Below are 12,757 nucleotides of genomic sequence, written 5' to 3'. Positions count from 1 at the left end.
TCGAATTGGCATCGAAGATGCGCCCTGAGATAGTGGATACCAAACAACGTTTTGGCGACTGGGAGGTCGATACCGTTTTAGGTAAACAAGGCACTGGAGCGATTGTTAGCTTGGTTGAGCGAAAGAGCAAACTGTATTTAATCCGCAAAGTGCCCAAGAAAAGTACTGAAGATGTCTGTCGAGCCGTTGGTGCTATGCTGTGGCGTTATCGCCGTCACGTACATACGATTACCGCAGATAACGGAACAGAGTTCTGTGCTCACGAAAGTATCGCCCAGAAGCTCAAAACCGATGTATATTTTGCTAATCCCTACGCTTCTTGGGAGCGTGGTTTAAATGAAAACTTTAACGGTCTGCTGAGGCAATATATCCCTAAGGGAACGGACCTCAGAACGGTGACCGATGAAGAGATTGCGAAGGTGCAAAGGTCGCTAAACCTTAGACCAAGAAAATGTATTGGCTATAGACAACCTGCGGTCGTATTCGATGAACTACGAAGTGCAGCGTAATTTAGAGAGTGGTGCACTTCGGAGTTGAATTCGCGAGATTTTTTCGTCGCCAAAGCGAACCTAGGGAATATGCGATTAAGTTGGTAAGATGAAACAATATCGCCAACTTAAGACAAATACGATTCCTACCGATTATAAGCCAGCATTTCTACGTCGATACCAAATTTACCAGCAAACGCCGCAATAATCGGTAAGGGTTCGCTAAATCACAGATTCACTCGTAAATCTAAACGCGCGGTTGATTCCATAGAGACTAAGCAAAGGTACGTGAATGGAAGAAGCACCCAGTAATAATAAAAAAACAAATTAATACTGAGTACAAAAAAGCAAACATCATAGCAAAAGTAGAGCACCCTTTTCGAATACTCAAGTGCCGTTTGATTTCCGAAAAATGGTCTGTCAAAAAATCACAATAAGCTAACAGTACACGGGGTTAATCCATTTTGATAATAGTAGCTGGAGCTTTTACACCTTCATTTAGACAACAATACACACTAAAGAAGAGATTCAAATCAAGTCAGCAGTGATTAAGTGCTAATTAGCTGACTTAATCACATAAGTCCTAATAAACTGAACTAAACCCCATATAAAAACAATGACTAACCCAACCAATTATATATGAACCTTCATCCTTTATAACTGTTAACGCAGCAACATTAATCATAGAGCTTTCTTTTCCTTATTATTTAACAATACATCATACAAAGCTAAATCATACTTAACTAACGGTTGCAATGATTCCTTGATCTCTTCATTCTCGATATCAAAACCGAACTTATTATTTAATACATTCTCTCTAGAATCTTTAGCATTATATTTTTTCCCATAACTTAAATATATAGTGGATATAAAAGCTTCGATACCTTCGTCTATACCTATGAAGTCAAAGTCTTTTAAATTTTCAATAGAATCATTTAAATCAATTTCATCAACCCTTTTTTTAGAAATATCAGATCGAATATAACGCATTTGAGTATTATCAAAAAGACGAAATTCTTCATCTTCTAGGGATTCAATCATCTTACTAATAGAAAATGGATCTGAGAAATCGAAATTTGAAAGTTTGAGACTTAACTTTTTAATATATTCAGGATGATTTAAAAATCGACTTTCACTCCCAGACTCCGACAAAGCTCTTACCCAAGATAAATGGGAAATAACATGAGAGTAAGGCTCTCGAAATGAAATGGCTTTTCGAAAATTCTTTAAAAAATTATATAGCATGAAAAATTTATATGGATGATGCCCTGAAATAAAATCAATATACTTAATTTTATTTTCATCGGCCCAATCAGGTTTAGACTCTACATGTACTAGTGAATTATCTTTACCAAATAAATCAATAATAGCACTATTGATTGTTGTGCCTGCAGTTTTAGGAACGTGAACAAACAGTAGAGGAAGATTTTTACTAACAGTTGCCAGGACCACATCATTAATATAAAAAACAATTTTTTTAAAATTCAAAAAATCAATATCTACTTCAAAACCAGAATACTCTACATTAGAAATATTTTTTAAGATTGAAGAAAGCTGCGGCCTATATAACGAAACCTTCACTTCAAAAAAATAAAATGATCCGTCTTGATTATAAACCTTACACACTAAATCCTTACATTCTTCATTAAACTTAACAAACCAGCCTTTAATAACTTGATCAGACTCATCAAGAAAAAAACGATAACAATCATCACTCCACTCATGTTTATTACATTGAAATTTAAACATAACTAAAATCTTCTTTTTCAATTGTTAAATTTTTATTGTAATATAAATCTTTTTTAAGGGTTTCATCCCAATTATTAATCATATATTCTACTTCTTTATTAAATCGTGCAACTTTCTCTGGATTATCTTCCGCACCACGACTAATTGATTCGTAGTGGTAAAGCTCCGCATAAGGGGTCCACAAGTTACGATAGCCTGCTTTCTGTACTTTTAAGCAAAAGTCGACATCATTAAAAGCAATCTTAAGATCTGTTTCATTTAGACCATTGACGGATTCAAAAATTTCTTTTCGAACAAGTAAACACGCCGCTGTTACAGCTGATAGATTTTGAACTACTTTCAAACGACTAAAATAGCCATTTACGTTACGCTCAAAATATTTATGAGAGTGCCCAGCAACACCACCAATACCCAAAATAACGCCCGCATGCTGAATAGTTTCATTGCTATAGTAAAGCATAGCACCAACACAACCAATATCGTCACGATTAGCATGACTGACCATTTCCGTAAGCCACTCTGGGTTAATGACTTCAATATCATTATTAATTAGACCTACAATTGACCCTTTAGCGTGACTCACTGCAAAGTTATTGATGGCTGAGTAGTTAAATTGGAACGGGTATTTTAATAAGGTAACTTTTGGATGCACACCTATTTCATCAAAATAGGCTAAAGCCTCTGGGTCATCAGAGTTGTTATCAACCAAAATTATTTCGTAATTTTGATAAATAGTTTTGCCTAAAATTGAATCGATTGCTTGTTTGGTGATGTCTTGACCATTATAAGTGGGAATAATCAATGACACTAATGGCTCATCCGTTATATCCCAATTTACCTTGTAAATATTAGCGTGCTTGCCTTGTTCAACACTCACTGATTGACCTAATTCTTTAAAATGATCTTCTAACGCCTTGATGCCCGCATCAGTTGTGTAAGTCTTACCATCTGCTGCCATGGCAGTTGAACCGTCTATCACACGCCAATGATAGAGCACTTTAGGAATATGGGCGATATGACTGTGATCGATTTCACGAGAGTATCTTAACAAAAGGTCATAATCTTGACTGCCTTCAAACCCCTCTCTAAAACCACCAATCTGCTTTACAATATCAGCACGATATACGCCTAGATGGGAAATATAATTTTGACTGTAAAGCAAGTCTAGATTCCAATCTGATTTAAAATGCGGTTCAAAGCGCTGGTTATCTTCTGTTATTTTGTCTTCATCACTGTAAATAAATTGAGTTTTTGGCTGTTCGTTTAATACGTTAACCACATGATAAAGCGCATGTTTATTAAGTTCGTCATCGTGATCAAGTAACGCGACCCACTCACCTGTAACAAGCTCTAAAGCACTATTACTGGCTGCAGATATATGACCATTGCTTCGGCGATTTTTAACTTTAATGCGACGGTCTAAGTTAGCGTATTTTTTAAGAATTTTACGAACTTCGGCATTAGGGGACTTATCGTCAGCAAGACACAACTCCCAGTGTGGATAAGACTGACTTCTTACTGACTCGATGCAGCGTATTAAAAACTCAATAGGCGGATTATAAACAGGGACAACAATTGAAATTATGGGGTTATTCTTGAAACCTTGTAAATTTTCGACCACTTCACTATAAGGTATTGGCTCATTATTAAGGCGCCAAGCTAGATATGGATCTATAGCAGCATCGGCCTGTTGAATTTTAATAAACTCATTATGCACCCTGCCTTCGTTCAAGCCTGTCAAAACAAGATGGGCAAGAAGAGAGAGATCCCAATTGCTAAGATCGGGATTGTAATCCAAATATAGTTTTGGATTAAAATAAGCAGACGGCCTCCGTCCTTCTTTCTCACCAGACATCAGATAATGATAAAACGGGTTAACGCTACTCTGAATAACATCAGGGTTTTTTGCCGCATAATATTGAGAGTTGAAATGCTCACACGGTGATCGTCCCGTGTACACACTCTTGATGATGTAATCGATTACTTTAGATTCATGCAAAATTTCGTGAGCAGGAACTTGCTGTAAATAATAGGCTTCATCCCAAAGCTGCGACTCTAAAATTACTTGTTCAATATCGGTTAACGGCACTTGGTTATAGTTTTTGACAGAGTTAAGCAGCTTCCGACTGTCAATGTTAATAGTATGAGCAACGATCTGTGTCTGCTCATTAAAGAATACTACTTCCCCTGCCAACACAGACTTTTTGAACCAATAGCTTTTTAACGTGGATGCATCTAGGGTATAGCGAAAGGCACAAGCACTGTCCTCCACTTCGGTTTGCCCTTTGTAAAGAGCATTGACTTTAAGTTCATCGGCAAGAATACGACCTTCAATAATCAAACGCGCGTGCGTAGCTTTATCGCACCAGCCTTGAAAAATACCCAATGATAAATCCTGAAATGAGTATTTCAAAGGGTCCGCCTGTACAGGCACCGTTTTACTATCACAAGTTGACTTTAGCTTACTGTTCATCTAGCCAGGCTCTCCTAATGAGCATCTTCATCCATCCAATCCGTAATTTTTACATAAAATATCTATTTTAGCGATGACAAGAAACGAACACCACCTAAAAAAACTCTTTTACATAACAAAGATGTAAACTTAAAATGAGCTCTATATCGAAAACACTTTTTATCTATGGATTATGCACCATCGTTGCTGATGTGCTGGATCAGGAACATTGCTTTGATCGTCTGTTTGTTTTTTTCTGTGAACGTACCCGTAATCACCTCAAAATTCTGCAATGGTCTGCTGCATCGTATAGGCGAAGACAAGGCGGAACGACAAGAGTTTATCTCGGCTCAGCTAAAAGTCATCGAAACAGTTCGACCAAAGTACGAATGCTGGGAGTGCGCGCAATCGACTGGGAACATTTACATCCTGATCGAAACTGCCAAAGCCAATGGCTGGATTGCCTATGATTATCTTGTGAAGCTGTTTGAAAAACTGCAGAAGCGGGAAAAAGAGCGGAACTAGATGATTTATTGCTTTGGAACGTCAAACTGATACCCTAAAAAACATTCTCGCCGCCTCCATGGGTAATCATCACGAAGAAAGACAGAGCTCCCATCTTGGGAGCTTCAGCTATCCATAGCTATCTTTCTTATAAAAATCTTAAAGATATCAGTGTTTAGTTGCATCCCTTAAGTATGATAAAGTTGCTGTAGATCAAAAAATAGACTCAAGGTGTTGATAGCTGGACGCTTACGGCAAGGTGATTCAAAGCATTAATTATTGTTAGGGTATATATAAAACAACCTATGAACACGAGAGAACATATTTCAGATCGATAACTAATTAAAACTATAGAAAACATTTAGATAAGAAGAAAAACAATAGGAATCAAGAATTATACTTTGAAAAGTAAATTCTCAGATCCAAATTTACTTTTGTAAAGCTCAATATCTTCACTATAGATTCTTGACACTACTTCAACCAATTCATCAGTATACAGAGATGAATATGAAGGGCAAAAGCCTTTCCTCTTTAAAACAGAAATGTCAAATGCGTCCATAGACGCATAATTCTCATCCACAAGTTTAGTATAACCTTCTGTTCCATGACCTGTTAACTCACGTGCATCAATGACATGAAAAGCTAATCTTTTACGAAGCCTCTTTTCAATCAAAGAGAAGTTTTCCAAACAAAAATAGTCAGAGTACTTTTTATACAATAAAAAATCAACTTGCTTACGCCAATGAATGTTTGAATTGAGAATTGAAAGCTCCTTCAATGAAAACACAAAATCCTCAAAAGAGATATCATCTAGGTTTATAGATCTATTCCTTGCAATTCGATATGACCACGCCTCAACCTCCTTAGACACTATTTTATCTAAGAAAGCTGAAGCCAACCTCCTGAAGGGGCACCTCAAAATAACAAAAGAGTATTTTGTTTTTATTGATTCTTCAAGTGTAGCGTTGAATGTTTGGTTATTAGAATGAATCCAATCGCCTTCAGAAATATCATTAATGACACCATTATCAATAGCAACACTAAGCCTTAACGTTGAACAACCATTCTTAGGAATAAATGTATATATCGCATTTCTTCTATATAGCATCATAGTATGATTTAAAGAAAAAGAATGCTTAGAATTTTGTTTTAAATTAACATTCCTATCATTACTATTTTTAAAAATTCTCATTAAAAAATCCTTTTCAAACTAGAGATTATCAACCCCTATTTTATCAATATATTTTTCAACTTTAACAACATCTTCTGGAAAATCAACTGCCAAAGAACCGCCTTCTACCTCAATCATATTGATAATATAATCATTTTCTAAAAACCTTAAAATCTCAATATCCTCAATTTTTTCTAAAGGTGTTTTTGTTTTTATGGAACTGAAAAATTTAAGATCTTCCCTTCCAAATGCGTACACGCAAACTTGTTTATGTGCCCTTGAAAAACTATTTTCTTTTGTAAGAGGAATCGCAGAGCGACTCATATAAAGCAATCTACCAGTTTTTGAAACTATTACCTTAGGAACTGAAAGTGAACGAAATTCATCTTCATCAATACGACTGTATGCATTAACTATCGTTTTCTTTTCTTTATATAGATCTATAACTTTAATTATATTTTTAGGATCAATGACTGGCTCGTCACCTTGAACATTTATAAGAAAATCACAATCAAGCTGCTCGTTGGCTTCAGCTAGTCTATCCGTGCCAGTTAAACAATCTGAGCTAGTCATAATTACTTTTCCACCAAAGCTTTCAACAGCTTTAGCAATAATTTCATTATCAGTAGCAACATAAACAAGATCAGAATCAACAGCTTTGCAACATTGTTCCCATACAAGCTGAATCATTACTTTACCATGTATCAAAGTTAATGGCTTACCAGGAAAACGACTAGACTGGTATCTAGCAGGTATTACAACGGCATATTTCATTTACTAAACCTCATTAAATTCATTCCAACTCGAAACAACTTTAAAATTATGCTGAATAGTTTTATCTATTAGTTCAGCTTTGACATTTGAATATGGTGTATATGCAACGAAATCAATTTCATTGACTAAAGCAGCATTTAAGTCTGAAATAGCATCACCAATCATCAGACAATTATTATTTCCAACAGTTTCCAATATATCAGAAACGATATCATTTTTTGACTTAGGTGATCCATAGACTTCGCAAAAATACGACATTAATCCTCTTGCTTCTATTACATTTCGAAGTTCGATTTCTTCAGAACCACTAGCTATAAAACACTTCACTACAATTTCATCCATAAAATCTATAAACCCTGGAGTTAGCTCAGACTTCATGTATAAATCAAAGCACTTTGAGGAATAATTTTGAAGTATTTCATCTTTCAAAGAATTTAACTCAGTAGAACACAGTCCATCAATGAATCTTTCTATAAATACATTTACATGATGGAAGCGCGACTTTCCAAAGTTGTTAGCAAAATAGTGTATACACTTTTCTGTTTCTAACTCCGAAACCCCTAAAGAAATTAGCGTTTCTTCCATTGCTAAGATCTTCAAGTTATTCGAATTAAATATCACCCCATCACAGTCAAATATAATCGCCGAATAGTCATTATAATTAAATCGCATATATTGAGCCTTGCTTTACCGGATAAGTTGTTGGTGTTAGAGCCTCCATAGCTAAACCTAAGTCAACAAAACTGTGCATCACCTCTACCACTTCTAGCTGTCTTTGGTCACCTTGATTATATCCATCAAAACCTACCAAACTTACTTTTTTAGCTTGTGCTATTAAAGACAGACCTAGTGCATAGACAATTGTAAGATCCACAGGCGAACGCACATATTCCTCAAACACTTGAATTTCTTCAGAAGGAGTATCAAACCCAAAATCTACTAATTTAAGGTTTTTTATTGACTCAATTTCAGATTCGGTAAATCTATGAGAAGGCAAAATAAGTGGTTTGTTTAAATTATTATAAGCACTCGAGTCTGAAAAAAACTTAGCATTATGAGAAACTATATAATAATCAATAAGATCTGGATCGATAATATTATTTATATTTATAGACAATACTTTTGGTTTTTTATTGATAATATACTGCTTTATAGGTTCTTTGTATTTCTCCACACTAGGAGCATTTGTTAAAATCAAAACCTCTTCATTTAAAAAGATTGATTTTATTTCCGAACTACCTGAAACAGGCTTAACCACTTTGTTAAATGCGAGTGCATTCTTTAGTACATCACCGTTAAATGATGTAGTACTTTCCAACTGACTTAAATACTCAATAGCACCAATAATTTCCTCTGTACCATAATGTGAATTAGAAAGTAAATTCTGTATATATGTAGGATGCACATTATTTCTAGCACCTAAAAAATATAATAAACTAGTTCCCCAGCAATATTTCTTTTGCATTTTTTCAAAATGTCTTATCACAACATCGTATATTGGTGAAACGTTATATTTGTTTTCTTTATCGTTAATCACTGGCAAAAGTCTTTCAGTCTGCGTATTACCTGCTCCTCGACCCATTCCAGTTATTGTAGAATCTAACCATTTTACTCCATTATCATATGCTAGCACCGAGTTTTCTAGGCCCTTACTCATATTATCATGGGTATGTATTCCTATTTCACCTGACCATTCAGACTTAATCGCATCTAAAACACGCATAACCTCATTAGAGTCCATATTCCCTAAAGAGTCTGCAAAATATAAAACATCTATATTTCTACGCCAAGAATGAGCAAGCTTTGCTTTTTCTTGGATAAGTTGCTCACTCTTTCCAGCCGACTGCATTAGATTTAAACCAACTTTATAGTCTAGCGACTTGAGTTCCGATAGAATTTCTTCGCATTCTTCTACTTCATGGAAATGAGCAGCGACTCGAACAAAATCAAGTTTACTTTCACAACAATGAACAAACAATTTATTAACTGCAGATTTTATATCTAAACCTGAACTCAAGATAGTTTTAGCGTCTATCATAACACCATATGATGGTCCACTTGGCAAAACTAAGCTATTCAGATGCTCTTCAGTTGTATATGCGTATGCGCCTAAAAAACCGGATTTGGGGAAATTCCTTAACCCAAGTTCAATTAATTCAATTTTTGCCAAAGCAACCGCTTCAAGATAAGCATTAACTACATCTACAGGAAAATCCCAATTATTATAATAACCACCATCTCTTAATGTACAGTCCAGTAAATACATAAAACCTCCTTATATTAATCGGTATTTTTTTAATGGGTCATTTTTTCTGAAAGCAATCATTTCAGAGAAATAATTTTTATACTTTCTTTTGATAATTTCTCTATTTTCTATTCTTAAATTACCTTCTACTTCATCAAAACTAACTCCACCAATATGACCTACAAATATGCCTGGTGCGACCACATTTATAAATCCAGACATTCTCGCTCTTAATGAAAAATCTATTTCTTCAGAATAACCTCTTCCAAATTTATTTTCATCAAAATGTCCAATTGAATTAATTAAATTTCTCTTAATAAACAAACAAAAACCATGAGCTACAGGGACCTCAACACAAAAACCTTTATTTTTACATGCTATTTTTGCCTTATTTTCTACATAAGAATCTACAAAAGAAAGCTCTAAAGACTCACCTGTACTTAAAGGATTAGAATAGACACCAGCATTGTTGGAAAAAACAGACACCGTAGAGATATCAGGGTTACTATATGCTGCACAATACATATTTCGAGCGAAATCGTCTGAAATAAAAGCGTCGCTATTCAGTAGGATCACGTCTCGCTCACCAGAAATCTCTATACCTTTGTTTACAGTTCCAGAGAAACCTAAATTCTTCTCATTACTAAAAACTAAAACATTTGGTGATATATCTCTATATTTATCCATTAACAAATGAATCTTTGGATCTGGACTAGCATCGTTAATCAGAATCAATCGAAAATCTTGGCTTTTTTTCATTTGCATCAGAACTCGATCAATGCATTTTTCGGTAACATCAGCATCGCTATAAATTGGTACAATAACATCGAGATCATCAAAACTTGGCGAAAAACTATGATTGATATTAAATTTTCTATATCTGCAGCCTTCCAATACATTTCCAAATTCAGCAGGAAATAGCTCTTTTCTTCGATTAGGAAAAAACATTTCTATCCTACTATTTATTGCATTTGAAAACTCTTCAATATCTCTTACATGGACGCTTTCTGAATTAATTGTATATAATCGATCTTCAAATAACCCTTGAATGAATTTCTTTCCTTCGATAACCTTTTCATCGAAACATTCTCTCAGCATAGCCATTCTAATTTTATGAATAATTGAGCTTTCATTATTACACTCATACGAAATATTTTTCCCACTAACATCTGTATAAGCCAAAGTTACTAATGGCTTCTCTTCCACAATGCATTGTGCTATAGCTGTAGTACTTAATGTCACACAAACATCAGATAATTTTATTAATTCGTTAATATTACTATCTTCAAGAACAACAACATTATTACCGGAGTATTTTTTATAATCAAACCTGTCTGCTGGATGAGGCTTAATGATAATTAATGATTCAGGCTCAACTACACTCACAGCACTAATTACTTCTTTGCATGCATCTTTAGAATAATTAAACAAACTTCCATGCTGCTCAGGTATGGAAGCGTGCGAGTAAGCTATGCCGGAACCTATATCATTAACGCCAATAAATAATACTATTTTATTTTTATTTTTCTTTGCCTCTAAAATCTTAACTGGGATCTTAGCAGTAATATTTTTATGCTCGTAAGCAACATCTTTAATAGATTCTATCCAGTTTTTAATCTCGTTGTACTTGTTTATATCAAAATCAACTTTCTGTGGTAATATCTGGCTTCCACCATATGCAAATTGAGCGTTATTCTCTATGCATATTGTTCGTGGAAAGTGCCCACGCTCTATTACAAGATAATTGATCTGAAGTTCTTTACATAAGAATATGTGCAACTTACTCATTGCACATGTAGAACCCCAAACAAACACAATTTCTGGCTTAGATTTAATAAAACATCTTTTCCAGTACGAATAAGCTTTTTTTATCAATCGCGTGATTTTTGCACTATCTTTCTCTAAACTTTCGTCATTAATCTCCCTTGCCCTAACCCGTAGAACTTCGGACAACTCCTCCAATAATACCTTAGGAACCTCTACAAGAGGTTCATTTCTATATATCTTAGACCCTAGTATTGAAAATCCACACTCTATTGTACTTAATTCTCTATCTTCTATTAAAAGAGAAGAATGAGAAACAAACCGTACTCTTTTACCCTTCTCCATAAGATTTCGAGCAAAGCTTCTAACAATTTCATGTAACGCTTCTTTTTGTCTCAACCAGCACGATATGTACACATCAACATATTTACTTTCGTTATCAATAGCTTGAAGATTTAATTTAGTTTCATCTAGTTCATTCTGTTTTTCTAAAAAGCTAAGAAGATGATTTTTATCCAATCCCTTAGATTCATCAATACAAAAAAAGTCCCAGCTTTTCTTTATTTTTCTTTTTCCCTTTATGAAACCTGAAAGTCCATAAAAACAAAAATGCTGCCAACCACTTTCGAAGACATTATTTGAAAGTGCATTTCTTACATCAGAGTTTGCATTCAAATATTCTTCTTCATTAAAGAATGGCTTAATCAATTCAATAAAAATAGAATTTGAAGCTGATTTGGCATTTGAATATTTCTTTTTAATATTTGAATATTTATTTTTAATATCTTTCTTAGAGTCTTTTATATAACTTAAGAATGGATGTGTGTTTATGTTTTCTTTATCATAATCTTTTAAATACTTAGATAAATCTAAACCTTTTTTAGGCTCCCTCCCCTCAAATACACCATGGGTTATAAAATGCTCATATGGAGAAATGCCAGAATCTTTAACGTCTACATTTCTTTCTAAGTAATATTTAACATCAAAGTATGGGCTTGGAGAAATATTCTTAACTACTTCATTCTTATAAAAAAAACCTAGATATGTATCATTTTTTAGGTCGCCTATCTGAGACTTCAAGTAATCTAAATCTACAAACTCAGATGGATTCCTTCCTTCCACCTCTCCAAATATTACATAGTGAAGAATTGCAATTTCTCCACTATCACTTACATCAGAGTTACTATTCAAATAATAAACTGGATTGAACAGAAAAGATGGCTTGATTGAATTTTTATTTGGATTAAAAAAATAATCAATTACAATATCGGATGAATATCCTCTATTCTTATAAAAATTTTCGTTAACCAAAAAAGACCCCTTCAATTTCTCAATAAATGAAGCATCTTGATTTGATAGATTTATTTCCCTACTCATTCCTATTCGCCTATCGAATTTAAAAAATTACTTTTAATCCCATAACCCCACAGGTTATGGTATTTGTCTGTCATTACACGCACTTCTTTAAAACCAACTTTGTTTAAAGCGTGCGCCAGTGAATTTGCATCAAATGCCGTTTTGTGTGCCATAAAGGTATCGCCCTGCTCGACCGCACCTTGGTGACCAAACATAATATCAATCGGACGAATGGGCCCCATGGGCGACTCGTA

The 12,757-nt window shown here is 34.4% G+C and carries 9 protein-coding genes and 2 pseudogenes; 3 read left to right on the top strand and 8 right to left on the bottom strand.

The annotated features are described in order from the left end of the window. Together ACN0TK_RS18505 and ACN0TK_RS18500 are read left to right on the top strand one after the other, a co-directional pair. Positions 1-509 (top strand): IS30 family transposase (locus ACN0TK_RS18505; protein ID WP_417311019.1); only part of this gene is annotated, 509 nt, incomplete at its 5' end. Positions 510-769: 260 nt separating this feature from the next. Continuing rightward, positions 770-886, top strand: a pseudogene (locus ACN0TK_RS18500) (IS5/IS1182 family transposase); the annotation flags it as partial. 283 nt (positions 887-1,169) lie between these two features. Here the strand turns inward: ACN0TK_RS18500 and ACN0TK_RS18495 are convergent. Together ACN0TK_RS18495 and ACN0TK_RS18490 are read right to left on the bottom strand one after the other, a co-directional pair. Next, positions 1,170-2,258 (bottom strand): hypothetical protein, encoded by a 1,089-nt coding sequence (locus ACN0TK_RS18495; RefSeq protein WP_417311018.1) that lies wholly within the window; start codon positions 2,256-2,258, stop codon positions 1,170-1,172. Continuing rightward, positions 2,230-4,710, bottom strand: a complete 2,481-nt coding sequence (locus tag ACN0TK_RS18490) for a glycosyltransferase family 2 protein (RefSeq protein WP_417311017.1) — start codon at positions 4,708-4,710, stop codon at positions 2,230-2,232. Before ACN0TK_RS18490 ends, ACN0TK_RS18495 begins: the two co-directional genes overlap by 29 nt. A 165-nt stretch (positions 4,711-4,875) precedes the next feature. Between ACN0TK_RS18490 and ACN0TK_RS18485 the strand changes: the two genes are divergently transcribed. Then, a complete protein-coding gene (locus ACN0TK_RS18485) occupies positions 4,876-5,214 on the top strand; it encodes an IS66 family transposase zinc-finger binding domain-containing protein (protein ID WP_417311016.1) in 339 nt (112 codons plus the stop codon). A gap of 373 nt (positions 5,215-5,587) precedes the next feature. On the opposite strand, the gene ACN0TK_RS18480 is transcribed toward ACN0TK_RS18485, so the two are convergent. From ACN0TK_RS18480 to ACN0TK_RS18455, 6 genes and pseudogenes are all read right to left on the bottom strand, one after another. Continuing rightward, a complete protein-coding gene (locus ACN0TK_RS18480; RefSeq protein ID WP_417311015.1) occupies positions 5,588-6,385 on the bottom strand; it encodes a sulfotransferase family 2 domain-containing protein in 798 nt (265 codons plus the stop codon). 18 nt (positions 6,386-6,403) lie between these two features. Beyond that, entirely contained in the window at positions 6,404-7,138 is a 735-nt protein-coding gene (locus ACN0TK_RS18475) for a 3-deoxy-manno-octulosonate cytidylyltransferase (protein WP_417311014.1), read from the bottom strand. 3 nt (positions 7,139-7,141) lie between these two features. Continuing rightward, positions 7,142-7,810 carry an HAD family hydrolase gene (locus tag ACN0TK_RS18470; protein ID WP_417311013.1) on the bottom strand — a complete coding sequence of 223 codons (669 nt, stop codon included), beginning with the start codon at positions 7,808-7,810 and terminating at the stop codon, positions 7,142-7,144. Beyond that, positions 7,800-9,404 (bottom strand): aldolase catalytic domain-containing protein, encoded by a 1,605-nt coding sequence (locus ACN0TK_RS18465; RefSeq protein WP_417311012.1) that lies wholly within the window; start codon positions 9,402-9,404, stop codon positions 7,800-7,802. Before ACN0TK_RS18465 ends, ACN0TK_RS18470 begins: the two co-directional genes overlap by 11 nt. A 9-nt stretch (positions 9,405-9,413) precedes the next feature. Next, the gene (locus ACN0TK_RS18460) at positions 9,414-12,524 is read right to left on the bottom strand and encodes a glycosyltransferase (RefSeq protein ID WP_417311011.1); all 3,111 of its coding nucleotides are present in this window, start codon (positions 12,522-12,524) and stop codon (positions 9,414-9,416) included. 2 nt (positions 12,525-12,526) lie between these two features. Continuing rightward, positions 12,527-12,757, bottom strand: a pseudogene (locus ACN0TK_RS18455) (hypothetical protein); the annotation flags it as partial.

Source organism: Devosia sp. (genome assembly GCF_048261455.1).
Taxonomy (GTDB): domain Bacteria; phylum Pseudomonadota; class Alphaproteobacteria; order Rhizobiales; family Devosiaceae; genus Devosia_A.
Note: the sequence above shows the minus strand (reverse complement) of the source record. Positions and strands in the feature narration are given on the sequence as shown.

Excerpts from the sequence above, each read along its gene's own strand:
- ACN0TK_RS18460 (WP_417311011.1), bottom strand. The coding sequence starts at position 12,524 with ATGAGTAGGGAAATAAATCTATCAAATCAAGATGCTTCATTTATTGAG.
- ACN0TK_RS18480 (WP_417311015.1), bottom strand. The coding sequence starts at position 6,385 with ATGAGAATTTTTAAAAATAGTAATGATAGGAATGTTAATTTAAAACAA.
- ACN0TK_RS18475 (WP_417311014.1), bottom strand. The coding sequence starts at position 7,138 with ATGAAATATGCCGTTGTAATACCTGCTAGATACCAGTCTAGTCGTTTT.
- ACN0TK_RS18465 (WP_417311012.1), bottom strand. The coding sequence starts at position 9,404 with ATGTATTTACTGGACTGTACATTAAGAGATGGTGGTTATTATAATAAT.
- ACN0TK_RS18485 (WP_417311016.1), top strand. The coding sequence starts at position 4,876 with ATGGATTATGCACCATCGTTGCTGATGTGCTGGATCAGGAACATTGCT.
- ACN0TK_RS18470 (WP_417311013.1), bottom strand. The coding sequence starts at position 7,810 with ATGCGATTTAATTATAATGACTATTCGGCGATTATATTTGACTGTGAT.
- ACN0TK_RS18490 (WP_417311017.1), bottom strand. The coding sequence starts at position 4,710 with ATGAACAGTAAGCTAAAGTCAACTTGTGATAGTAAAACGGTGCCTGTA.